The sequence below is a fragment of the Pseudomonas sp. GW821-FHT11G12 genome (assembly GCF_058808055.1).
In genome coordinates this window covers 273134-297325 of sequence record NZ_JBXARH010000010.1, presented here as the reverse complement: position 1 = coordinate 297325, position 24192 = coordinate 273134, and the positions used below count along the sequence as shown (strand labels likewise).

The window sequence follows — 24192 nt, the reverse complement described above, 5'->3', positions numbered from 1 at the left end:
AAAAAAGGCCCGCATGGATCACCATGCGGGCCTTTTCTTTACCGGGCGAAAATCAGTGCTTGCTGTCCTGGGCGGACATCGCCAGCAGTTGTTTTTCCTGATTCCAGTCGAACGGTTCGTCGTTCTGTTCAGCTTCGTAACGGCGCTCTTCCAGTGCCTGATACATGTCGATTTCTTCATCGGACAGGTAGTGCAGGCAGTCGCCAGCGAAGAACCACAGCAGATCCCGCGGGATCAGGTGGGCAATTTGCGGATAGCGGGTAATCACTTGAGTCAGGATGTCCTGGCCCAGGTATTGGCTTTCGATCGGCTCGATCGGCAGTGACGCCAGCAGTTCGTCGAAACGCTCCAGGAACAGGGCATGGCTTTCTTCGGGAACCTGATCGGCCTCACCTACGGCGACCAGGATACTGCGCAGGTGGTCGAGCAAAACCAGATGATCGGCAACGACGTTGGACACGAGATAAGTCCTCAAGAGCAAAACGGGCGCGGGAGTATAAAGCGCCTGCGCCCGTTTTTCACTGATTGAAGGGATCAGCGGACTTTCCCTTCCGCGGGTTTCAGTTCCTCCTTGTCGAAATCATCGACATCGATCACCTTGCGCCGCGCCGCTTCGGCATCACGCAGGGTCTGGGCTTCCACTGCCTGTAGCACTCCAGCCTCCAGTGCTGCATCGATGGCGTGTTCCCCTGCGACCGGTTTGACCTGACCGCTTTTGAGCGAGGTGTGCAGTTTCTTGTGCAGCGGTTGCGCAGCGTTCAACTGATCGCAGGCATGTTGCAGCGCGCCGACCGCATCGTCCGCCGATTGTGGGCGATAGCAGCCGGCAAGCAGTTCTTCCAGTGCCGGATCGCCCTTGGCCCGACCGATGACGCCGGCCACTTCGGCCCCGAGCTTGTCCGACGGGCCTTTGTGGCGACGACCAAACGGGAACACGATCACTCGCAACAGGCAGCCGAAAACTCGGTTCGGGAAGTTGGTCAGCAGTTCATCCAGCGCTTTTTCCGACTGGCCGAGGCTTTCCTCCATGGCCCATCTGAACAACGGCTCCATGTACGCCGGGGAGTCGAGATCGTGATAACGCTTGAGCGCCGCCGAGGCCAGATACAGGTTGCTCAGCACATCGCCCAGGCGCGCCGACAGACGCTCACGGCGTTTCAGTTCGCCGCCCAGCAGCATCATGCTCAGGTCGGCGAGCATCGCAAACGCGGCAGCCTGACGGTTGAGCGCGCGGAAATAACCCTGGCTGAGCTTGTCTCCCGGTGCATGTTCGAAATGGCCGAAACCAAGATTCAATACCAGCGTGCTGGCAGCGTTGCTCACGGCAAAGCCGATGTGCTTGAGCAGCAGGCCATCGAACTCCTTGAGTGCCTGATCCTTGTCCTCGCGACCGGCGAGGGCCATTTCCTTGAGCACGAACGGATGACAGCGGATTGCGCCCTGACCAAAGATCATCAGGTTGCGCGAAAGAATGTTGGCACCTTCCACGGTGATGAAGATCGGCGCGCCGTTCCAGCTGCGACCCAGGTAGTTGTTCGGGCCCATGATGATCGCCTTGCCGCCATGCACGTCCATGGCGTGGCTGATGCACTCGCGACCACGTTCGGTGAGGTGATACTTGAGGATCGCCGACAGCACCGAGGGCTTCTCGCCCAGATCCACCGCATTGGCGGTCAGCATCCGCGCAGCGTCCATCATCCAGGCGTTGCCGCCAATGCGCGCCATCGCTTCCTGGATACCTTCGAATGCCGACAGCGGAACATTGAACTGCTCGCGAATCTGCGCGTACTGCCCGGTCACCAGACTGGTGAACTTGGCCGCGCCAGTGCCCACTGCCGGCAAGGAAATCGAACGCCCGACCGACAGGCAGTTCATCAGCATCATCCAGCCCTTGCCGAGCATGTCCTGGCCGCCGATCAGGAAGTCCAGCGGGATGAACACGTCCTTGCCGGAGTTGGGGCCGTTCATGAAAGCAGCGCCCAATGGCAAGTGGCGACGGCCAATCTCAACGCCGGCGGTATCGGTCGGAATCAGCGCGAGGCTGATGCCCAGGTCTTCTTTATCGCCGAGCAGGTGATCCGGGTCGTAGGCCTTGAAGGCCAGGCCGAGCAAGGTCGCGACCGGGCCGAGGGTGATGTAGCGTTTTTCCCAGTTCAGGCGCAGGCCGAGGGTTTCCTGTCCTTCCCACTGGCCTTTGCAGATGATCCCGGTGTCGGGCATCGCTCCGGCATCGGAACCGGCGAGCGGGCCGGTCAGCGCGAAACACGGAATATCGTCGCCCCGGGCCAGCCGTGGCAGGTAATGATTGCGTTGTTCGTCGGTGCCGTAATGCAGCAGCAGTTCCGCTGGGCCGAGGGAGTTGGGCACCATCACGGTGGAGGCGAGGTCGCCGCTGCGGGTCGCCAGTTTCATGGCCACCTGGGAGTGGGCGTAGGCAGAGAAACCCTTGCCGCCGAATTCCTTGGGAATGATCAGGGCGAAGAAACCGTGTTCCTTGATGTGCGTCCAGGCTTCGGGTGGAAGGTCCATCGACTGGCCGATCTGCCAGTCGGTGACCATCGCGCAGAGCTCTTCGGTCGGGCCGTCGATGAACGCCTGTTCCTCGTCGCTTAGTTGCACCTTGGGATAGGACAGCAGTTTTTCCCAGTCCGGACGACCGCTGAACAGTTCACCGTCCCACCACACCGTGCCGGCATCGATCGCATCGCGCTCGGTCTGCGACATGGGCGGCAGGGTTTTCTGGAACCAGTTGAACAGCGGCGCGCTGAAGTGTTTGCGGCGCAGATCCGGCAACAGCAGCGGAGCCGCAACGATGGCCAGTACGACCCAGAAGATCAGCAGCAACCAGCCTGGCGCGTGGCTGAAAATCCCCATCGCCAGCAGGTAAGCCGCGACGATACCCAGTGCAGGCAACGGGGCGATGCGCCGGTGGGCCAGATACGCCACGCCGACGATCAGAACCAGTATCCACAACAACAGCATATTCAATCCTCCGTGAACCAGGGCGAACGACCCTCCAGAGCTTAGACGGCATCTGCAAAACGGGGCGGTCAGAGCAAGCTGATCTAAATCGTGGGAATCCCTGGATGTCTTTTGTAGGTTCGGTGGGCAACACCCGTGGGAAATCGTTCGCAGACTCCGCGGCTTTGCGTCCATGTTTGGCCGAAACGTCGTTATCTCTGTGCTGATCCTCTCGCTAGACTCCGGGTTCATCCAGGAGAATGTCGTCATGCGCGAGTATCTGAGCCCCGGCCGCTTCATCGATAGTGACCACCCCTCGCTGGTGGAGTTCGCAGAACAGCACCGTGGTGCCAGCCGCGACCCGCGCGCGCAGGCGATCAGTCTTTATTACGCCGTGCGCGAGGCGGTGCGTTACAACATGTACACCTTCAGCCGCGACCCGCAGACCTTGCGCGGCAGCTACGCGCTGGCGGCGGGTGAAAGTTATTGCGTGCCCAAGGCCACGTTGCTCGCCGGTTGCGCGCGCCATTGCGGGATCCCCGCACGCATCGGTCTGGCGGATGTGAAAAACCATCTGTCGACGCCGCGTCTGCTTGAGCTGCTGAGAAGCGAAGTGTTCGCCATGCATGGTTATACCGAGCTGTTTCTCAATGATCGCTGGGTGAAAGCCACACCCGCGTTCAACCAGAAGCTCTGCGAAATGTTCAACGTTGCACCGCTGGAATTCGACGGCATAAACGACAGTGTTTTTCACCCGTACAACAGCGATGGCGCGCTGCTGATGGAGTACCTGGTCGATCACGGCCAGTTCGCCGATGTACCGGAATCTTTTTTCTTCGAACATCTGCAGAAATGCTATCCGCACCTGTTCAACGATCAGCAGACGCCACTGTCCAGTGACATGCACGGTAATGTCGGCAGCCGCTGATCCGGCGTATGCTGCTCGCCCACTCAATGGAAAAGAGGCGGTCATGCTGAAGATCTGGGGTCGCAAGAATTCGTCGAATGTCAGAAAACCGTTGTGGGCTGCCGAAGAACTCGGGCTGGCCTACGAGGCGATCGATGCCGGTGGCGCGTTCGGTGTGGTCGACACGCCTGAGTACCGGGCGATGAACCCGAACGGTCGAGTGCCGGTGATCGAAGACGACGGTTTCGTGTTGTGGGAATCCAACGCCATCGTTCGCTACCTGTTGGCCAAGCATGCGGCCAATACCTCGTGGTATCCGGCAGATCTGCAAACCCGCGCGATCGCCGACAAGTGGATGGACTGGACCACGTCCAGTTTCGCAGGCCCTTTCCGTACGGTGTTCTGGGGCGTTCTGCGCACCCCGGCGGACAAGCAGGACTGGCCGGCGATTCATGCTGCGATCAAGGAATGCGAAGGGTTGCTGGCGATGGCCGATCAGGCCCTGAAAAACCAGCCTTATCTGTCCGGCGGTGAAATCGGCATGGGCGATATTCCGCTCGGCAGTTTCATTTATGCCTGGTTCGAGATGCCGATCGAGCGTGCGCCGATGCCTCATCTGGAGGCCTGGTATGCGCGACTGAAGCAGCGCCCGGCGTATCAAAAAGCCGTCATGACCGCGTTGACTTAATACCTACTATCGACACACTTGACTGTACTTGTGCGGCGGCGGCAAGCACCATTGCGCTTGTGTGCCGCGGTTGTCTCCCTCGCCGCCCGCCGTCATTCAGTCCTTTTTCTCTTCTTGGTGCGTAAATCCGATATGAGTTCCGCTCTGTCCATCCGGCAGCTAACCAAAACCTACGGCAACGGGTTCCAGGCCTTGAGTGGTATCGATCTGGACGTCGCCGAAGGTGACTTCTTTGCCTTGCTCGGCCCTAACGGCGCAGGCAAATCCACGACCATCGGCATTCTCTCGACCCTGGTGAACAAGACCAGCGGCACGGTGAATATCTTCGGTCACGACCTGGACAAGAACCCCGCGGCGCTCAAGCGCTCGATTGGCGTGGTGCCCCAGGAATTCAACTTCAACCAGTTCGAAAAGACGTTCGACATCGTCGTGACCCAGGCGGGTTACTACGGCATTCCGGCGAAGATCGCCAAGGAACGCGCCGAACAGTACCTGACCCAGCTTGGCCTTTGGGACAAGCGCGATGTGCCGTCGCGTTCGTTGTCCGGCGGCATGAAGCGGCGCTTGATGATCGCCCGCGCACTGGTGCATGAGCCGCGCCTGCTGATCCTCGACGAACCGACAGCCGGGGTGGATATCGAGCTGCGTCGTTCGATGTGGACCTTCCTCACCGAGCTGAACCAGAAAGGCATCACCATCATCCTCACCACGCATTACCTGGAAGAGGCTGAACAGTTGTGCCGCAACATCGGCATCATCGACCACGGCACCATCGTCGAGAACACCAGCATGCGTCAGTTGCTCGGGCAACTGCATGTGGAAACCTTCCTGCTCGATCTGAAGAGCGATCTGGCGGTTGCGCCGCAACTGGTCGGCTATCCGGCCCGTCTGGTGGACGCGCATACACTGGAAGTCCAGGTCGACAAGTCCATGGGCATCACTGCGCTGTTCGGCCAACTGGCCCTGCAGAACATCGAAGTGCTGAGCCTGCGCAATAAAACCAATCGCCTCGAGGAGCTGTTCGTGTCCCTGGTGGAGAAAAATCTGTCGAAGGTGGCGGTATGAGTTCCGAGCTGCGCCCCAACCTCGTCGCCCTCAACACCATCGTTTACCGCGAGGTCAAACGCTTCACCCGGATCTGGCCGCAGACTCTGCTGCCGCCGGCGATCACCATGGTTCTGTACTTCGTGATCTTCGGCAACCTGATCGGCAAGCAGATTGGCGCCATGGGTGGATTCACCTACATGGAGTACATCGTGCCGGGGCTGATCATGATGTCGGTGATCACCAACTCCTACGGCAACGTGGTGTCGAGTTTCTTCGGCAGCAAGTTCCAGCGCTCCATCGAAGAACTGATGGTGTCGCCGGTGTCGCCGCACACGATTCTGATCGGCTACACCCTCGGCGGCGTGCTGCGCGGTCTGATGGTGGGGGTTATCGTGACCATCCTGTCGATGTTCTTCACCAGCCTGCAGGTGCATCACCTGGGCGTCACCGTCCTGGTGGTGGTGCTGACGGCGACGATCTTTTCGCTGCTGGGCTTCATCAACGCCGTGTTCGCACGTAACTTCGATGACATCTCGATCATCCCGACCTTCGTGCTGACCCCGCTGACTTACCTCGGTGGCGTGTTCTACTCGATCACCTTGCTGCCGCCGTTCTGGCAGACCGTGTCGCTGGCCAACCCGGTGCTGCACATGGTCAATGCCTTCCGTTACGGCATCCTGGGCGTTTCGGACATTCGCATCGGTATCGCAATCACCTTCATGCTGGTCGCCACTGTGGTGCTGTATGTCGGTTGCGCACGGTTGCTGGTAAGCGGACGCGGCATGCGTACCTGATTCATCCGGTGTCGCAATAAAAAAACGGCCTCCCACAGTGGAGGCCGTTTTGCATTCACGATTGGCGACTTTTCTTGCGCCGCGCCCATTGCCGGGCCACCCACCAGCGCCAGTACATCATCACCACGCAGTAGGCGAGGGCGCCCAGCGCCAGTCCGACCACCACCGAGCCCAGCAGGAAGGGTTGCCACAGGGTCGAGAGTTCTCCGCTGATCCATTCCCAGGTCAATTCGTCGGGGAGAGTGCGGGCGGGAACATCCATCAACCACGCACCGGCCTGATAGGTGCAGAAGAACACGGCCGGCATGGTGATCGGATTGGTCAGCCAGACCAGGCTGACGGCAATCGGCATGTTGCCGCGCACCGTTATGGCCAGTGCCGCCGCCACCAGCATCTGCGCAGGAATCGGCAGAAACGCCGCGAACAGGCCAACGGCCATGGCCCGGGCCACCGAGTGACGATTGAGGTGCCAGAGGTTCGGGTCATGCAGCAACGTGCCGAGAAAGCGTAAGGATTTGTGTTCCCTGATGCTCGTCGGATCGGGCATGTAACGTTTGAATAAGCGCCGGGGCATAAGGCTTCTCGGTCGGTTAAGGCGGCAAGTATGTCTGGATTCTACGAACCGCCCATTCAGACTTTGTGACAATTGATAACGACGACTGTGACCAACACCCGCTATGCCTTGTGAGGGGAGACTTTTCCGGAAAGTCGCAATCAAGGACGAGCGTATGCGCACAGGGATGATGGCGCTGGCGGTCGGTCTGCTGGTTCCGGTTTTTTTACCGGCGTTGCCGCCGGTCGGGTGGATGGTTTTGCTGCCGGTCGTGGCGCTGATGCTGCTGCCGTTTCGCAGCTATCCGCTGGCTTTTTTGCTGTTTGGATTCACGTGGTCGTGCATCGGTGCGCAGTGGGCGCTGGATGATCGACTGCCATCGAAGCTTGACGGCGAGACGCGCTGGGTCGAAGGGCGGGTAGTCGGCCTGCCACAGAATGGTGATGGAGTGGTGCGCTTCGAACTGGCCGATGCCCGTTCGAGACACGAGAAACTGCCGTCGCTGATGCGCCTCGCCTGGTACGACGGGCCATCGGTCAACAGCGGTGAGCGCTGGCGCCTGGCGGTCAAGCTCAAACGTCCCGGCGGGCTGCTCAATCCCGATGCCTTCGATTACGAGGCCTGGCTGTTGGCGCAACGCATCGGCGCCACCGGCACGGTAAAGGACGGCAGTCGGCTGGCGGCGGCGCAATGGGCCTGGCGGGACGGCATTCGTCGGCGTCTGCTGGAAGTGGACACCCAGGGTCGAGGCGCAGCGCTGGCGGCGTTGGTGCTGGGTGATGGCTCGGGACTCAGTCGCGAGGACTGGCAGATTCTGCAGGACACCGGCACCGTGCACCTGCTGGTGATTTCCGGGCAGCACATCGGTCTGTTGGCGGCGGTGATGTATGGGCTGGTCGCCGGGCTGGCGCGATTCGGTGTGTGGCCATTGCGTTGGCCATGGTTGCCGTGGGCGTGCGGTCTGGCGTTCGCGGCAGCGTTGGGTTACGGGCTGTTGGCCGGGTTCGATGTGCCGGTGCGACGGGCCTGCGTGATGGTTGCGCTGGTGTTGCTGTGGCGATTGCGATTTCGCCATCTCGGTGCCTGGTGGCCGTTGTTGCTGGCCTTCAATGGGGTGTTGTTGATGGACCCGCTGGCCAGTCTGCGTCCGGGATTGTGGTTGTCCTTCGCGGCGGTGGCGGTGCTGATTTTCACCTTCGGCGGTCGACTGGGACCCTGGCGCTGGTGGCAGACCTGGACGCGAGCGCAATGGCTGATCGCTATCGGCCTGTGCCCGGTGTTGCTGACCCTGGGCTTGCCGATCAGCCTCAGCGGGCCATTGGCCAATCTGCTGGCGGTGCCGTGGATCAGTTTTGTGGTGCTGCCGCCGGCATTGCTGGGCACTTTGTTGTTGCCGATTCCCTATGTCGGCGAAGGTCTGTTGTGGCTGGCCGGCGGGCTGGTCGATGGATTGTTCCGGGCTCTGGCCCAGATCGCAGGGCGTTGGCCAGCGTGGGTTGCAGCATCGATGCCGGGTTGGGTTCTGGCACTGGGCTGCATCGGTGCACTGCTGTTATTGCTGCCCCGAGGCGTTCCGTTGCGCCCCTTGGGTTGGCCGTTACTGCTGGTGCTGGCATTACCGCCCCGGGAGCGGCTGGCCGAAGGCCTGGCGGATGTCTGGCAGCTCGACGTCGGCCAGGGTCTGGCGATTCTGATACGCACCCGTCACCACACATTACTGTACGACAGCGGCCCGCGTTTCGGTGACTTCGATGTGGGTGAACGGGTGGTGCTGCCGGCCTTGCACAAACTGGGTGTGGAGCGACTCGACCTGATGCTGCTCAGCCATGCTGACGCCGACCACGCCGGTGGGGCGTTGGCGGTGGCAAGAGGATTACCGGTCGGCCGGGTGATCAGCGGCGATCCGCCGGGCCTGCCCGAAGCGCTGAATGCTGAGTCCTGTGACAGCGGTCGGCAATGGCAATGGGATGGCGTTGCCTTTCATCTATGGCAGTGGGCCGACGCCCATGACAGCAACCAGCGTTCCTGCGTCCTGCAGATCGAAGCCAACGGCGAGCGGTTGCTGCTGACCGGCGATATCGACACCGCTGCCGAACGGGATTTGCTCAACAGCGCGTTGGCGGTTCCGACCCGGTGGCTGCAAGCCCCGCACCATGGCAGTCGCAGTTCTTCCTCGATGGCGTTGCTCAAGGTTTTGCAGCCCCGGGACGTGCTGATCTCCCGGGGGCAGGGCAACTCGTTCGGGCATCCGCATCCGACGGTCATCGCCCGTTACCGCAAGCTGGATCTGCGCATCCATGACAGCGCCGAGCAGGGCGCCATTCATCTGCAACTGGGCAGATTCCAGCCGGCCCGGTCGATGCGTCAGCAGCGCCGCTTCTGGCGCGACCCGCCACTGCCGGGGGCGGCGTACCGTTGAGCACGGTCGTCGGGGCGACGGGTCTTTATCGCGAACCGGTATGGTAAAGTGGCGCACTTTTTCGAGGGGGCTGTCACTGTGTGGGAATTGGTCAAATCCGGCGGCTGGATGATGTTGCCGATCATTCTGAGTTCCATCGCCGCCATGGCGATCGTCGCCGAGCGTCTGTGGACGCTGCGCGCCAGTCGCGTCACCCCTGAGCATCTGCTGGGTCAGGTCTGGGTCTGGATCAAGGACAAGCAGCTCAACAAGGAAAAACTCAAGGAATTGCGCGCCAACTCGCCGCTGGGTGAAATCCTCGCTGCGGGCCTGGCCAACTCCAAGCATGGTCGCGAGATCATGAAAGAGTGCATCGAAGAGGCCGCCGCCCGGGTCATCCACGAGCTGGAGCGCTACGTCAACGCGCTGGGCACCATCGCCGCCATGTCGCCGCTGCTCGGTCTGCTGGGTACGGTGCTGGGCATGATCGACATCTTCAGTGCCTTCACCGGTTCCGGCATGACCACCAACGCTTCGGTATTGGCCGGTGGTATCTCCAAGGCGCTGATCACCACGGCAGCGGGCCTGATGGTCGGTATTCCGTCGGTGTTCTTCCACCGTTTCCTGCAACGCCGCATCGATGAGCTGGTGGTGGGCATGGAGCAGGAAGCGATCAAACTGGTGGAAGTGGTGCAGGGCGACCGTGACGTCGATCTGGCCGGGGGCAAAGCGTGAAATTCCGTCGCAAACCCCGGGAAACGATCGACATCAACCTCGCGTCGCTGATCGACGTGGTGTTCATTCTGTTGCTGTTTTTCGTCGTGACCACCACCTTCACCCGCGAAACCCAGTTGCGTGTCGACCTGCCGGAAGCGGTCAGCGGCTCGCCGGCCGAGGATCAGCAGGTCAAGCAACTGGACGTGGCCATCAGCGCTGAAGGCGTGTTTTCGGTGAACAACAAGATTCTGCCGAAGAACGACCTGGCAACCCTGATGGAAGCCATGCAGAAAGAAGCCAACGGTGACACCAACATGCCGTTGTCGATCAGTGCCGATGGCAAGACTCAGCATCAATCCGTGATCACCGCCATGGACGCGGCCGGCAAGCTCGGTTTCAGCCATTTGCGCATGACCACGGTCGAGGCGGCGCCCAAATCCTGATGGCCATGTCCGATCGTCTGCTCGCCGCGTGGTATCAGGGGCATCCGGCCCTGACGCTGTTGCGGCCGCTGGAGTGGCTGTACCGCCGCGTCGTGGCCGGCAAGCGTCAGCGTTTTCTCGATGGTGAAGGCGAGATCTATCAGTCGCCGGTGCCGGTGATCGTGGTCGGCAACATCACGGTTGGTGGCACCGGCAAGACGCCGATGATTCTGTGGCTGATCGAACACTGCCGGCGCAGCGGGCTGCGGGTCGGTGTGGTCAGTCGCGGTTACGGCGCCAAGCCGCCGCAGTTGCCGTGGCGGGTCGAAGCCGATCAAGGCGCCGAAATCGCTGGTGACGAGCCATTGCTGATCGTGCAGCGCACCGGTGTGCCGCTGATGATCGACCCGAATCGCGGCGCCGCCGTCAAAGCCTTGCTGGCCAGCGAGCCGCTGGACCTGATCCTGTCCGATGACGGCATGCAGCATTATCGTCTGGCGCGGGACCTTGAGCTGGTGCTGATTGACGCTGCCCGAGGGCTGGGCAACAAACGCTGCCTGCCCGCCGGCCCGTTGCGTGAACCGATCGAGCGCCTGCAAAGCGTCGATGGCGTGCTGTTCAACGGCGCGGCGTCGGACCGCGAGGACGGTTTCGCTTTCCGTCTGCAACCCACCGCACTGGTCAATCTACTCAGCGGCGAACGCCGGCCCCTCGATCACTTTTCGCCCGGTCAGGCACTGCACGCAGTCGCCGGGATCGGCAATCCGCAACGTTTCTTCAATACCCTCGAAGCGCTAGACTGGCGGCCAGTGCCCCACGCGTTTGCCGACCACGCCGAATACAGCGTGCAGGCCTTGAGTTTCACGCCGTCATTGCCAGTGGTGATGACTGAAAAGGACGCGGTGAAGTGCCGTGCCTTCGCTGCCGCCGACTGGTGGTACCTGGCGGTCGATGCCGTGCCGTCGCCGGCCTTCGTGGCCTGGTTCGACACGCAACTGATGCGCCTGTTGCCGGATCGGCTTTTGCCTTAAACCGTTTTTATCCAGGGAATGTTCATGGACACCAAATTGCTCGACATCCTCGCCTGCCCGATCTGCAAAGGCCCGCTCAAGCTCAGCGCCGACAAGACCGAACTGATCAGCAAGGGCGCCGGCCTGGCGTACCCGATCCGTGATGGCATCCCGGTGATGCTGGAAAGCGAAGCCCGCACCCTGACCACCGACGAGCGTCTGGATAAATGACCACAGCCTTCACCGTTGTCATCCCGTCGCGCTACGCCTCGACCCGTCTGCGGGGCAAACCGCTGCTGGATATCGCCGGCAAGCCGATGATCCAGCACGTCTGGGAACAGGCCAGCAAAAGCAGCGCCAGTCGCGTGGTCGTGGCCACCGACGATGCGCGCATCGTCGAGGCCTGCAAGGCTTTCGGCGCCGAAGTGGTGCTGACCCGTGAAGATCACAACTCCGGCACCGACCGCCTGGCCGAAGTGGCTGCGAAACTGGGCCTTGAGCCGGATGCCATCGTGGTCAACGTGCAGGGTGACGAACCGCTGATCCCGCCAAGCGTGATCGACCAGGTTGCCGCCAACCTTGCGGCCCACACCGAAGCGCGCATGGCCACCCTGGCCGAGCCGATCGAGGACGTGGAAACCCTGTTCAATCCGAACGTGGTCAAGGTCGTCAGCGACCTCAACGGTCTGGCGCTGACGTTCAGTCGTGCGACGTTGCCGTGGGCCCGCGATGCGTTCGCCAAGAACCGCGACGTGCTGCCGGAAGGCGTGCCGTATCGCCGCCACATCGGCATCTATGCCTACCGTGCAGGCTTCCTCCAGGACTTCGTGAGCTGGGGCCCGTGCTGGCTGGAAAACACCGAATCCCTCGAACAGTTGCGTGCCCTGTGGCACGGCGTGCGGATTCACGTGGCTGACGCATTGATCGCGCCGCCAACCGGAGTCGACACCGCCGAAGACCTCGAGCGCGTCCGTCGCCTGCTGGAGGCCTGATGCGCGTTCTGTTCGTGTGCCTGGGCAACATCTGCCGCTCGCCCACCGCCGAAGGCGTGATGCGCGCCAAACTGCGTGAGGCCGGATTGGCGGCTCAGGTCGAAGTGGCCTCTGCCGGTACCGGCGACTGGCACGTCGGCAATCCACCGGACAAGCGCAGTCAGGCAGCGGCCAAACTGCGTGGTTACGACTTGTCGGCGCAACGCGCTCAGCAGGTCAGCCGCGCCGATTTCGCCAGCTACGACCTGATCCTCGCCATGGACAACAGCAACCTGCGCAACCTCAAGGCCTTGCAACCGTCTACCGGCAAGGCTGAGCTGGACTTGTTCCTGCGCCGTTATGAAGGCGAAGTCGATGAAGTGCCGGATCCGTATTACGACGGCGATCAGGGTTTCGAGCAGGTATTGGATTTGATCGAGCGCGCCTGCGACCGGTTGCTGATCGAAGTGAAGGGCCGGTTATGAGTTTGCAGGTACACCCTCAGGTTTCCATGAAGCCGTTCAACACCTTTGGTGTGGACGTTCGCGCGCAACTGTTTGCCGAAGCCCACAGTGACGCCGATGTGCGCGAAGCCCTGGCTTATGCGACCGCCCACGATGTGCCGTTGCTGGTCATCGGTGGCGGCAGCAATCTGCTGCTGACGGCGGACATTCCGGCACTGGTGCTGCGCATGGCCAGCCGTGGCATTCGCGTCATCAGTGATGACGGCAACCGCGTGGTGATTGAGGCCGAGGCTGGCGAGCCGTGGCATCCATTTGTCCAGCACACGCTGGCGCAGGGTTTTTCGGGGCTGGAAAACCTCAGCCTGATCCCCGGCACCGTCGGCGCTGCGCCGATGCAGAACATTGGTGCCTACGGTGTCGAGATCAAGGACGTGTTCGCCGGCCTGACAGCGCTGGATCGCCAGACCGGCGAGTTGCGCGACTTCTGTCTGGAAGAGTGCAACTTCGCCTACCGCGACAGCGTGTTCAAGCAGCAGCCGGGTCGTTGGTTGATCCTGCGGGTGCGATTCGAACTGAATCGAGTCGCGCATCTGCACCTGGAATACGGCCCGGTGCGTCAGCGCCTGACCGAGCAGGGCATCGAGCAGCCGACGCCAACGGATGTCAGCCGCGCCATTTGCAGCATCCGCAGCGAGAAACTGCCGGACCCGGCGGTGCTCGGCAATGCCGGCAGCTTCTTCAAAAACCCGTTGGTGTCAGCGGCGGTGGTCGCGCAGATCAAGGGGCAGCACCCGGATCTGGTGGCCTACGCGCAACCGGACGGGCAGATGAAGCTGGCGGCGGGCTGGTTGATCGAGCGGGCGGGCTGGAAAGGTTTCCGTGAGGCCGATGCCGGCGTGCATAAATTGCAGGCGCTGGTGCTGGTCAACTACGGCGCGGCGACCGGGCTGCAACTGCTCGATCTGGCGCAACGTATCCAGAAAGACATTGCAGAACGTTTCAATGTCGAGCTGGAAATGGAGCCCAACCGTTATTGAGGCTACGCTTTCAAGGCTGAATCCAAAGCCCTGCACTATTTAAAAAGTGCAGGGCTTTTTTGTTAATCCCGGGTTAACTTAGCGAGCTAACGATACAACCCTTTGCTCCACCAAAGGCCCGGTGCAGACGTTCCTGTCGGCACAAGAGAGCCTCATTAGCCTGAGTCGATCTGCGTGAACCCACCGCTGATTTTCCGGCGGCAGATTGCTCGACCCCATAACCTCCACGAATATGCGGGCGTGCCCATGATTACCCTGAAACTCAATGGTCAAGATCATCCACTCGATGTCACCGAGGACATGCCCCTGCTGTGGGCGATCCGTGACGTCGCCGGTTACAACGGCACCAAGTTCGGCTGCGGCATGGGCCTGTGTGGCGCCTGCACCATTCATATCGACGGCTCGCCGGCGCGCAGTTGCATCACGCCGATCGGCTCGGTGGCCGGGCAGAATGTGACCACCATCGACAACCTGCACGCCGATTCGATTGGCCAGATCGTCCAGCAGGCCTGGCTGGACACCGCCGTGGCCCAGTGCGGTTTCTGTCAGGGTGGGCAGATCATGTCTGCCACCGCGTTGCTCAAGACCAACCCGAACCCGAGCGACGAGCAGATCGAAGAGGCGATGGTCGGCAATATCTGCCGCTGCGGCACCTATAACCGAATCAAGACCGCCATCCGCCAGGCTTCCACTCACTTGAAGGAGGTCAAGGCATGAGCCGCTTACCGAACGATTTCGCCCTGAGCAACCTGAGTCGTCGGGGCTTCCTCAAGGGTGTCGGTGCCACGGGTGCGCTGGTGCTTGCCGCGAGTTGGGGCTGGCAGGATGCGCTGGCCGAAGACAAACCGAAGAAATTCGGTGCCGATGGCATGCCCAACGGCTGGATCGACGATCCGAAGGTTTACGTCAGCATTGCCGCCGACGGTACGGTGACCGTGGTCTGCAACCGCTCGGAAATGGGCCAGGGCGTGCGCACGAGCCTGACTATGGTGGTCGCCGATGAACTTGAGGCCGACTGGGCCCACGTCAAGGTTCAACAGGCGCCGGGCGACGAAGTGCGTTTCGGCAACCAGGACACCGACGGCTCGCGCAGCATGCGCCATTGGTACGAACCGATGCGTCGTTGCGGCGCCGCTGCCCGGACCATGCTTGAGCAGGCTGCGGCCGCGCAGTGGAAAGTGCCGGTCAGCGAGTGCCGCGCGCAACTGCACAAAGTCATTCACACACCGTCCGGGCGCGAGTTGGGCTACGGCGAGCTGGCTGCAGCGGCCAGTGCGTTGCCGGTTCCGGGCCGTGACAGCCTGCGGCTCAAGCAGCCGTCGGAATTCCGCTACATCGGCAAGGAAGGCACCAAGGCCATCGATGGCGATGACATCGTCAACGGTCGCGCCGTGTACGGAGCCGATGTGCATTTCGACGGCATGCTGTACGCCGTGATCGCCCGCCCTGCGGTGTACGGCGGCAAGGTCAAGTCGGTGGATGACAGCGCCGCGCTGAAAGTACCGGGTGTGCTGAAAGTCATTCAGATCGAACCGCGTCCGCTGCCGTCGGAATTCCAGCCATTGGGCGGCGTGGCCGTCGTGGCCAGCAACACCTGGGCGGCGCTCAAGGGCCGCGAGGCGCTGAAGATCGAATGGGACGACGGCCCGAACGCCAGTTACGACTCGGTTGCCTATCGCAAGGAGATCGAAGCCGCTTCGCTGAAGCCGGGCAAGGTAGTGCGCAACACCGGCGACATCGAAAAGGCCATCGGCAGCGCTGCCAGCACCCTGGAAGCTTCTTACTACTTGCCACATCTGGCACAGGCGCCGATGGAGCCGATGGTGGCCATCGCTCGCTATAAAGAGGGCGTGTGCGAGGCCTGGGCGCCGAGTCAGGCGCCGCAGGTCACCCGTGAGCGAATCGCCGAACGCCTCGGTCTGCCGTTCGATAACGTGACCTTCAACGTGACACTGCTCGGCGGTGGTTTTGGCCGCAAGTCCAAACCGGACTTCGTTGTTGAAGCCGCAGTCCTCGCCAAGGAGTTCCCCGGCAAGGCAGTGCGGGTCCAGTGGACTCGGGAAGACGACATCCACAACTCGTATTTCCACACTGTGTCCGCCGAATACCTCAAGGCCGGCGTGGGCAAGGATGGCTTGCCGTCCGCCTGGCTGCACCGCACGGTGGCGCCGAGCATCACGGCGCTGTTCGCACCGGGCATGAATCACGAAGCCGCGTTCGAGCTGGGCATGGGTTTCACCAACATGGCTTATGCGATTCCCAACGTACGTCTGGAAAACCCTGAAGCCACGGTTCATACGCGTGTGGGTTGGTATCGCTCGGTGTCGAACATTCCCCATGGCTTCGCGATCCAGAGCTTCGTCGACGAACTGGCGCACAAGGCCAAGGAAGATCCGCTCAAGTACCAGATCAAATTGCTCGGCCCGGATCGGCAGATCGACCCGCGCACGCTCAGTGAAGAATGGAACTACGGCGAATCCCCCGAGCGTTATCCGATCGACACCGGGCGTATGCGCACCGTGCTGGAAACCGCGGCCAAGGCCGCCGGTTGGGGGCGGAAATTGCCCAAGGGCCGTGGTCTCGGATTAGCCGTGCATTACAGCTTCGTGACTTATGTGGCAGCGGTGATCGAAGTCGAGGTCAAGGACGACGGCACGCTGATCGTGCACAAGGCTGATATCGCGGTGGATTGCGGGCCGCAGATCAACCCGGAGCGGATCCGATCGCAGTTCGAAGGCGCCTGTGTGATGGGCCTGGGCAATGCCGTGTGGGGTGAAATCAGTTTCAAGGACGGCAAGGTGCAGCAAGACAACTTCCATATGTATGAAGTGGCGCGCATGTCGCTGGCACCGAAGGAAGTCGCGGTGCATCTGGTGACGCCGCCGGGCGAAGTGCCGCTGGGCGGTGTCGGTGAGCCGGGCGTGCCGCCGATTGCGCCGGCGCTGTGCAATGCGATCTTCGCCGCGACCGGCCAGCGCATCCGTAACCTGCCGGTGCGTTACCAGTTGCAGGGCTGGCAAAAGGCGCAAGCGTGATGGACAGCGCCGATCTCAATGTCCTGCGCAGCGTGCTCGAATGGCGCCGCGCCGGGCAGCGGGTGGTGTTGTTTTCGGTGGTGCAGACCTGGGGCACTGCGCCCCGGGCGCCCGGCGCGATGCTGGCATTGCGCGAGGATGGCGTGGTCATCGGTTCGGTGTCTGGCGGTTGTGTCGAGGACGATCTGATTGCCCGGTTGCATGACGGGCGGATTCCCGCCGACGGGCCGCCGGTGCAGTTGATCACCTATGGCGTGACGCGGGAGGAGGCGGCGCGGTTCGGCCTGCCTTGTGGCGGCACCTTGCGTCTGACCGAAGAGCGAGTCGGCGATCCGGCATGGGTCGCCGAGTTGTTGGCTCGTTGTGAGGCTCACGAAATCGTTGCCCGCGAGCTGAATCTTGAAAGCGGTGAAGTGATTCTTTCGCCGGCGAGCAAAGCGGATGCATTGGCTTTCGACGGCAAGACCTTGCGCGCCATCTACGGCCCGCGTTGGCGTCTGCTGCTGATCGGTGCCGGACAGTTGTCGCGCTATGTGGCAGAAATGGCGCGGCTGCTGGATTTCGAAGTGCTGATCTGCGATCCCCGCACCGAATTCGTTTATGACTGGGAAGAGCAGCATGGCCGCTTTGTCCCGGGCATGCCGGATGAGGCGGTGCTGAATATTCAGACCGACGAACGCACTGCCATCGTTGCCCTGACCCACGATCCGCGCCTGGACGACATGGCGCTGCTCACGGCGCTGGATTCCAAGGCGTTTTACGTTGGTGCCCTGGGCTCGCGCGTCAACAGCCTCAAGCGCCGGGAATATCTGGCTGAGCTAGGCTTGTCGCCAGCGGCCATTGCAAGATTGCACGGGCCGATCGGTCTGCCGATCGGCAGTCATTCCCCGGCGGAAATCGCGTTGTCGTTGCTGGCGGAAATCGTCGCGATCAAGAATGGTGTCGAGTTGAAGCATAAGAAGGCAGAGTGCGCATGAGTCGATCCATCGGAGTGATTGTGCTGGCGGCAGGCGAGGGCAGCCGTTTCCGCGAGGTGGCGGGTGCCGACAAAGACAAGCTTCTGGCCGATTGCACGGGGCGCGACGGGGCTGTGCGTTCGGTGATCGAGCAGACGCTGGTGAACCTGCCGGCGAGTCTCGACAAGCGAGTGCTGGTGACGACCGAAGCGCGGCCGCAGGCGATGCGCATGGCGCAGGCTTACGGGTGTGATGTTGTCTCGATCGAGTCCACGGGGATGGGTGACAGCATTGCGGCGGGTGTCGCGGCTTGCCCGGATCTGGATGGCTGGCTGATTGTGCTGGGCGATATGCCGTTCATCCTGCCGTCGAGCATTGAGCGGGTGGTGGCGGCGATTGCCGACGATGCGGTCAGTGTGCCGGTGCTCAACGGTGAATACGGGCATCCAGTTGGATTTGGTCGAACATTTGGGTCCGGGTTGATGGCGTTGTCCGGTGATCGTGGGGCCAGGCCTTTGTTCAAGCAGGGGCGGGTGGTTGAGGTAGTCGTGGATGATCCTGGCGTCCTGTGGGATATCGATGTGCCCCAGGCGTTGGTTTTTCCGCCGGCCTGATACAAATCGCAAGGCATAAAAAAGCCCCGCCTGGATCACCAGGCGGGGCTTTTCATTGGCGGTCGGAATCAGACGAGAGGTTTAGGCTCGTGTTCTTTTTCCTGGGCCTGTTCGTGATGCTCGACCGCGTCCTGAACGGAACGTGGTGCTTCGGCAATCACGGCTTCAACGGCAACTTCTTCAGCGACCGGGGCAGGGGCTGCCTCGACCACTTCGGCAGCTGGAGTAGCAGCGGCGGCAGCGGCAGCCAGTTCGGCTTCCTTCTGCAGACGCTCTTCTTCGCGCTTGCGGCGACGCACTTCACGTGGGTCGTTCGGCGCGCGGCCACTTGGCGTCAGGGCGCTGACTGGAGCCGCTTCAACCACAGGGGCTGGTGCTTCGGCTACGACTGGCGCTTCTACGACCGGAGCTTCAACGACCGGTGCCGGTTCAGCAACAACCACTGGCTCGGCAGCCTTGGCTTCTTCAACAACAGGCGCTTCAACCACTGGCGCTGGTGTTTCAGCGACAACCGGCTCGGCCACCCAGTTGAAAGCGGTCTGTTCTTCGCGAACTTCACGCACGGTTTCGGTCACGGTTTCAGCGACGGTTTCGACAACCGATGCTTCAACAACGACCGGTGCTTCGAAGGCCACGGCAGGTTCGGCAGCGACTTCAACCTGTGGCTGAGCTTCGCGAACCGGAGCCACTTCGACTTCCGGAGCAGCAGCCGCTTCTACTGGAGTGGTTGCTTCAACAACCGGCGCTTCTACTGGAGCGGTTTCCAGCGTTGCAGCGGTGGCGCGTTCAGCTTGCTCGTGGGCCTGAGCTTCGGCCGGAGCGCTGATCACGGTGCTGGCAACAGCGGCAGTCACAGCCAGGCCAGCAGCCAGGTCGGCAGTGCTTGGTGCTTCGGCGTTTTCGCCGGTTTCGGATTCTTCCGAACCTTCGATCACGTTGCCGTTGGCATCACGCTGACGCTCGCGACGGTTGCTGCGACGACGCTGACCACGGGAGCGGCGACGTGGACGATCGCCTTCGGCGTTCTCCGAACCGTCTTCCGGCAGTTGCTCTTCGTTGGTGGTGATTTCTTCTTCAGCTACGGCAGCAGCGGCTTGTTCGGCACGCGGTTGACGCTCTTCACGCGGTGGACGTGGTGCACGCTCTTCACGCGGCTGACGAGTCGGGCGCTCTTCAGTGGCGGCTACAGCAACAGCGGCAGCAGCGGCTGGTGCGGCATCCAGAGGTTCACGCAGTTCGCGTACGCGCTCTTCACGCTCGCCACGCGGCTTGCGATCTTCGCGCGGAGCACGTGGTGCACGTTCTTCGCGAGGGGCGCGTGGTGCGCGTTCTTCACGGGCTACCGGTGCTTCGTCACGGGGCTCGCGTGGCTCGCGGACTTCACGGGCTTCACGAGGCTGACGCTCTTCACGCGGCTCGCGCGGTGCGCGCTCTTCACGTGGGGCACGTTCTTCGCGCGGCTTGCGTTCTTCATCGCGGCGACCGTTACGGTTGCGGCTCTGCTGACGACCGTTGCGACGCTCTTCATTGCGGGCCGGACGCTCGGCGGCAGGTTTTTCAACCACGACCGGAGCAACTGGCTCTTCTTTGGTAGCGAACAGGCTGACCAGCGATTTCACCAGGCCTTTGAACAGGCTTGGCTCTGGTGCGGCAACCGGAGCAGGGGCTGGAGCCGGAGCGGCGACTTCGGTCGGAACCGGAGCGTTGGCGCGGGCCGGAGCGGTCTTGACCGCAGCTTCCTGGCGAACCAGGGTGCGGGTCGCGGCGGCTGGCTGAACGTCTTCGACGTCGGCGGCAGCGGCAGCGATTTCGTAGCTGGACTGGTTGGTCGCGGCTTCCGGGCTGTCGTCACGCAGACGCTGAACTTCGAAATGCGGGGTTTCGAGGTGATCGTTCGGCAGGATGACGATGCGAGCGCGGGTGCGCAGTTCGATCTTGGTGATCGAGTTGCGTTTTTCGTTGAGCAGGAACGCAGCCACCGGGATCGGCACTTGAGCGCGAACTTCAGCGGTGCGGTCTTTCAGGGCTTCTTCTTCGATCAGGCGCAGGATCGCCAGGGACAGCGATTCGACGTCACGGATGATGCCGGTGCCGCTGCAGCGCGGGCAGACGATGCCGCTGCTTTCGCCGAGCGAAGGACGCAGGCGCTGACGGGACATTTCCAGCAGGCCGAAGCGCGAGATGCGGCCGATCTGCACACGGGCGCGGTCGGCTTCCAGGCATTCGCGGACTTTCTCTTCCACGGCGCGCTGGTTCTTGGCAGGGGTCATGTCGATGAAGTCGATGACGATCAGGCCGCCGATGTCGCGCAGGCGCAACTGACGGGCGATTTCTTCAGCCGCTTCAAGGTTGGTCTGCAGGGCGGTTTCTTCGATGTCGCTGCCTTTGGTGGCGCGCGCCGAGTTGATGTCGATGGACACCAGGGCTTCGGTCGGATCGATGACGATGGAGCCGCCGGAAGGCAGTTCGACGACGCGCTGGAAAGCGGTTTCGATCTGGCTTTCGATCTGGAAACGGTTGAACAGCGGAACGCTGTCTTCGTACAGCTTGATCTTGCTGGCGTACTGCGGCATCACCTGGCGGATGAAGGTCAGGGCTTCGTCCTGGGCTTCAACGCTGTCGATCAGCACTTCGCCGATGTCCTGGCGCAGGTAATCGCGGATGGCGCGGATGATGACGTTGCTTTCCTGGTAGATCAGGAACGGCGCGGAACGATCCAGCGACGCTTCCTTGATCGCGGTCCAGAGTTGCAGCAGGTAATCGAGGTCCCACTGCATTTCTTCGCTGCTGCGGCCAAGGCCGGCAGTGCGCACGATCAGACCCATGTCGGCTGGAGCAACCAGGCCGTTCAGCGCTTCACGCAGCTCGTTGCGCTCTTCGCCTTCGATGCGACGGGAGATGCCGCCGGCACGCGGGTTGTTCGGCATCAGAACGAGGTAACGACCGGCCAGGCTGATGAAGGTGGTCAGGGCTGCGCCCTTGTTGCCACGTTCTTCTTTTTCGACCTGAACGATGACTTCCTGGCCTTCGCTCAGGACGTCCTTGATGTTGACGCGGCCTTCGGGGGCTTTCTTGAAGTATTCGCGGGAGATTTCTTTGAGGGGCAGGAAGCCGTGGCGCTCGGAGCCGAAATCGACAAAGGCAGCCTCAAGGCTTGGTTCGATGCGAGTGATACGGCCTTTATAGATGTTGGCCTTTTTCTGCTCGCGTGCACCGGATTCGATGTCCAGGTCGTAGAGGCGCTGGCCATCTACCAGTGCAACACGCAACTCTTCGGGTTGAGTTGCGTTAATCAGCATTCTTTTCATGTAGTACCGTCGGTTTCCGGGCTGCCGGAAACGGCGTTCGGCACACACGACTTCTCACGGTCGGTGTCAGGTGCGTCGGGAGTGGTTGGCCATTCCCGTGTCCAGCGATGTCCGGCCAATTGGGCCGTTATCGCGACGTACGCGTCCTGCTTGCTGTGGCTACTTAAGCACTCAGTCAGGAGGAGGAATCAACCGCGGCTGTGGACGAGATGAAGCGTCTTGATAAAGCCTGTTGCTACACAGTCCAGCGGTTGTGCATCTCCACCCTACACGTATCCCTGATAATTCGGGTGCTGCCGCGCGCAGAATCCGCAGCGGGTTGGCATTTACCGTGAGCTCCGAAAGGGGAGGTCACGCATCATGGCTAATTCAGGCGGTGTTTCCGGCGCTTTCGCTCGGGGTCATCCGCGGCTGACTGCACTTTGTGAACTGGCCGTGAATATGGCTCGCGTGGCGAGTCAAAACTCTGCTTTGCGGCGTGATTCAGGCCTCATGTCACCTGCGCTTGTTACAGCTGCAAACTCCACCGTTACGTAGCGAAAGCCCCGTAGGACGGCCTCGCGTCCTGGTGAATTGCGTTGGTCAGGGCCGGTTTTTGACCGTGGTTCCGCTGTCCAGGCCGCTTTTGGCGGCGTTCGCGACTATAGCAGCAATGATTAAGTGCTTCAATTCCATAAAAATTGTTATCATCCGCGCCATGACGACTACTGCCCCTTCGACTCCAGGCGTTCAATTGCTTGAGGTCTCGCCGGAATATGCCGGCCAACGAATCGACAATTTCCTCCTCGCCCGGCTCAAAGGCGTGCCCAAGACCTTGATTTACCGCATTTTGCGCAAAGGCGAAGTGCGGGTTAACAAAGGTCGGATCAAGCCCGAATACAAGCTGCAGGCCGGTGATATCGTGCGCGTGCCGCCGGTTCGCGTGCCTGAGCGTGACGAACCGGTGCCTTTGGCCCAAGGTCTGTTGCAGCGCCTGGAAGCCTCGATTGTCTACGAAGACAAAGCCCTGATCGTGATCAACAAGCCCGCCGGCATTGCGGTTCACGGTGGCAGCGGCTTGAATTACGGCGTTATCGAAGCCTTTCGTCAGTTGCGCCCCGATGCCAAGGAGCTCGAGCTGGTTCACCGTCTCGATCGTGATACCTCCGGCCTGCTGATGATCGCCAAGAAGCGCAGCATGTTGCGTCACTTGCATGCCGCGTTGCGCGGTGACGGTGTCGACAAGCGCTACATGGCACTGGTTCGCGGCAATTGGGCGACCTCGATCAAGCAAGTCCGTGCGGCGCTCGGCAAGAGCAATCTGCGCTCCGGTGAGCGCATGGTCGAGGTCGACGAGGAGGAGGGCAAGGAGTCTGTGACCGTGTTCAAGGTCCTGCGTCGCTTTGGCGATTTTGCCACTCTGATCGAAGCCAAGCCGATCACTGGTCGTACGCACCAGATCCGCGTCCACACATTGCACGCCGGGCACTGCATTGCGGGTGACACCAAATACGGCGATGACAGTTTCAGCAAGGAAATCCGTGATCTGGGCGGCAAGCGCCTGTTCCTGCACGCCTACATGCTGACCGTGCCGCTGCCCGATGGCGGTGAGCTCAAGTTGCAGGCACCGGTCGATGAAATGTGGGCCAAGACTGTGGAGCGATTGAGTGCGCCCATCTGATTACAAGCTGCTGATTTTTGATTGGGACGGTACGCTGGCCGATTCCATTCATCGGATTGTCGAGGCAATGCACTCGGCATCCGGGCGTTCAGGTTTCGAGTTGCGTGATGATTTTGCCGTCAAAGGCATCATCGGTCTGGGCTTGCCCGAGGCGATCCGCACCTTGTATCCGGACATCAGCGATGCCGAAATGATCTTGTTTCGCGAGTATTACGCGGATCACTACATCGCCGCGGAGGCCGTGCCTTCGCCGTTGTTCGAGGGCGTAGTCGAGTCGATGGCGTCCTTTCGCGAGCAGGGCTATCACCTGGCAGTCGCGACCGGCAAGAATCGTCGCGGGCTGGATCGGGTGCTCAAGGCCAATGGCTGGGAAGATTATTTCGATATCACCCGTGCCGCCGATGAAACGGCGAGCAAGCCGCATCCGCTGATGCTGGAGCAGATCCTTGCGCATTGCGGTGTGCGTGCCGAGCAAGCGCTGATGGTCGGTGATTCGTCCTTCGATCTGTTGATGGCGCGCAATGCGGGGATGGATTCGGTGGCGGTCAGTTATGGCGCGCAATCGATCGAATCGCTGCAGCAGTTCGAGCCGCGTCTGTCGATTGACCGATTTTGTGAATTGCATGCCTGGCTCGCGCAGCAGGCTTAAT

At 61.6% G+C, this 24192-nt stretch carries 22 protein-coding genes; 18 read left to right on the top strand and 4 right to left on the bottom strand.

Features of this window, described 5'->3' with window-relative positions:
• Positions 1-52 precede the first annotated feature (52 nt).
• Together AC1RR7_RS26145 and AC1RR7_RS26140 are read right to left on the bottom strand one after the other, a co-directional pair.
• Complete coding sequence (locus AC1RR7_RS26145; protein ID WP_007950758.1) at positions 53-460, bottom strand: PA2817 family protein; 408 nt, start codon at positions 458-460, stop codon at positions 53-55.
• A gap of 74 nt (positions 461-534) precedes the next feature.
• Positions 535-2982: an acyl-CoA dehydrogenase gene (locus AC1RR7_RS26140; protein ID WP_493158714.1), complete on the bottom strand. Its 2448-nt coding sequence runs from the start codon at positions 2980-2982 to the stop codon at positions 535-537.
• A gap of 247 nt (positions 2983-3229) precedes the next feature.
• Between AC1RR7_RS26140 and AC1RR7_RS26135 the strand changes: the two genes are divergently transcribed.
• From AC1RR7_RS26135 to AC1RR7_RS26120, 4 genes are all read left to right on the top strand, one after another.
• Positions 3230-3889: a transglutaminase-like domain-containing protein gene (locus AC1RR7_RS26135; RefSeq protein ID WP_493066343.1), complete on the top strand. Its 660-nt coding sequence runs from the start codon at positions 3230-3232 to the stop codon at positions 3887-3889.
• 43 nt (positions 3890-3932) lie between these two features.
• Positions 3933-4556 (top strand): glutathione S-transferase family protein, encoded by a 624-nt coding sequence (locus tag AC1RR7_RS26130; RefSeq protein WP_493158713.1) that lies wholly within the window; start codon positions 3933-3935, stop codon positions 4554-4556.
• 132 nt (positions 4557-4688) lie between these two features.
• Complete coding sequence (locus AC1RR7_RS26125) at positions 4689-5621, top strand: ABC transporter ATP-binding protein (protein WP_085612257.1); 933 nt, start codon at positions 4689-4691, stop codon at positions 5619-5621.
• Complete coding sequence (locus AC1RR7_RS26120; RefSeq protein WP_102622526.1) at positions 5618-6397, top strand: ABC transporter permease; 780 nt, start codon at positions 5618-5620, stop codon at positions 6395-6397. The genes AC1RR7_RS26125 and AC1RR7_RS26120 overlap by 4 nt, the downstream gene beginning before the upstream one ends.
• Positions 6398-6452: 55 nt before the next feature.
• Here AC1RR7_RS26120 and AC1RR7_RS26115 read toward each other — a convergent pair whose 3' ends face one another.
• The gene (locus AC1RR7_RS26115; protein WP_096820943.1) at positions 6453-6971 is read right to left on the bottom strand and encodes a DUF2062 domain-containing protein; all 519 of its coding nucleotides are present in this window, start codon (positions 6969-6971) and stop codon (positions 6453-6455) included.
• 154 nt (positions 6972-7125) lie between these two features.
• Here AC1RR7_RS26115 and AC1RR7_RS26110 point away from each other — a divergent pair, with 154 nt between their 5' ends.
• The 12 genes from AC1RR7_RS26110 (at position 7126) to AC1RR7_RS26055 (ending at position 18574) form a co-directional block, all read left to right on the top strand.
• Positions 7126-9369, top strand: coding sequence for a DNA internalization-related competence protein ComEC/Rec2 (locus AC1RR7_RS26110; RefSeq protein WP_493158712.1), 2244 nt, complete (start codon positions 7126-7128; stop codon positions 9367-9369).
• 78 nt (positions 9370-9447) lie between these two features.
• Positions 9448-10083: a MotA/TolQ/ExbB proton channel family protein gene (locus tag AC1RR7_RS26105; RefSeq protein ID WP_162803506.1), complete on the top strand. Its 636-nt coding sequence runs from the start codon at positions 9448-9450 to the stop codon at positions 10081-10083.
• Positions 10080-10508 (top strand): ExbD/TolR family protein, encoded by a 429-nt coding sequence (locus AC1RR7_RS26100; RefSeq protein WP_007950767.1) that lies wholly within the window; start codon positions 10080-10082, stop codon positions 10506-10508. The genes AC1RR7_RS26105 and AC1RR7_RS26100 overlap by 4 nt, the downstream gene beginning before the upstream one ends.
• Positions 10508-11518 carry a tetraacyldisaccharide 4'-kinase gene (gene lpxK, locus AC1RR7_RS26095; protein ID WP_096820945.1) on the top strand — a complete coding sequence of 337 codons (1011 nt, stop codon included), beginning with the start codon at positions 10508-10510 and terminating at the stop codon, positions 11516-11518. The genes AC1RR7_RS26100 and lpxK overlap by 1 nt, the downstream gene beginning before the upstream one ends.
• 24 nt (positions 11519-11542) lie before the next feature.
• Positions 11543-11728, top strand: coding sequence for a Trm112 family protein (locus AC1RR7_RS26090; protein WP_003174668.1), 186 nt, complete (start codon positions 11543-11545; stop codon positions 11726-11728).
• Complete coding sequence (gene kdsB, locus AC1RR7_RS26085) at positions 11725-12489, top strand: 3-deoxy-manno-octulosonate cytidylyltransferase (protein ID WP_493158711.1); 765 nt, start codon at positions 11725-11727, stop codon at positions 12487-12489. Before AC1RR7_RS26090 ends, kdsB begins: the two co-directional genes overlap by 4 nt.
• The gene (locus AC1RR7_RS26080) at positions 12489-12953 is read left to right on the top strand and encodes a low molecular weight protein-tyrosine-phosphatase (RefSeq protein WP_102622528.1); all 465 of its coding nucleotides are present in this window, start codon (positions 12489-12491) and stop codon (positions 12951-12953) included. Before kdsB ends, AC1RR7_RS26080 begins: the two co-directional genes overlap by 1 nt.
• The gene (gene murB, locus AC1RR7_RS26075; RefSeq protein WP_493158710.1) at positions 12950-13969 is read left to right on the top strand and encodes a UDP-N-acetylmuramate dehydrogenase; all 1020 of its coding nucleotides are present in this window, start codon (positions 12950-12952) and stop codon (positions 13967-13969) included. The genes AC1RR7_RS26080 and murB overlap by 4 nt, the downstream gene beginning before the upstream one ends.
• A 246-nt stretch (positions 13970-14215) precedes the next feature.
• A complete protein-coding gene (locus AC1RR7_RS26070; protein ID WP_493158709.1) occupies positions 14216-14686 on the top strand; it encodes a (2Fe-2S)-binding protein in 471 nt (156 codons plus the stop codon).
• On the top strand, positions 14683-17004 hold the full coding sequence (locus AC1RR7_RS26065; protein WP_493158708.1) for a xanthine dehydrogenase family protein molybdopterin-binding subunit: 2322 nt from the start codon (positions 14683-14685) through the stop codon (positions 17002-17004). Before AC1RR7_RS26070 ends, AC1RR7_RS26065 begins: the two co-directional genes overlap by 4 nt.
• Positions 17004-17981: an XdhC family protein gene (locus AC1RR7_RS26060; protein ID WP_493158707.1), complete on the top strand. Its 978-nt coding sequence runs from the start codon at positions 17004-17006 to the stop codon at positions 17979-17981. Before AC1RR7_RS26065 ends, AC1RR7_RS26060 begins: the two co-directional genes overlap by 1 nt.
• Complete coding sequence (locus AC1RR7_RS26055) at positions 17978-18574, top strand: nucleotidyltransferase family protein (RefSeq protein ID WP_096820952.1); 597 nt, start codon at positions 17978-17980, stop codon at positions 18572-18574. Before AC1RR7_RS26060 ends, AC1RR7_RS26055 begins: the two co-directional genes overlap by 4 nt.
• A 68-nt stretch (positions 18575-18642) precedes the next feature.
• On the opposite strand, the gene rne is transcribed toward AC1RR7_RS26055, so the two are convergent.
• On the bottom strand, positions 18643-21882 hold the full coding sequence (gene rne, locus AC1RR7_RS26050) for a ribonuclease E (protein WP_493158706.1): 3240 nt from the start codon (positions 21880-21882) through the stop codon (positions 18643-18645).
• A gap of 697 nt (positions 21883-22579) precedes the next feature.
• On the opposite strand from rne, the gene rluC reads away from it, so the two are divergent.
• Together rluC and AC1RR7_RS26040 are read left to right on the top strand one after the other, a co-directional pair.
• Complete coding sequence (gene rluC, locus AC1RR7_RS26045; protein WP_025113008.1) at positions 22580-23542, top strand: 23S rRNA pseudouridine(955/2504/2580) synthase RluC; 963 nt, start codon at positions 22580-22582, stop codon at positions 23540-23542.
• Positions 23529-24191: an HAD-IA family hydrolase gene (locus tag AC1RR7_RS26040; RefSeq protein ID WP_273541418.1), complete on the top strand. Its 663-nt coding sequence runs from the start codon at positions 23529-23531 to the stop codon at positions 24189-24191. The genes rluC and AC1RR7_RS26040 overlap by 14 nt, the downstream gene beginning before the upstream one ends.
• The last annotated feature ends 1 nt before the right edge of the window (position 24192 follow it).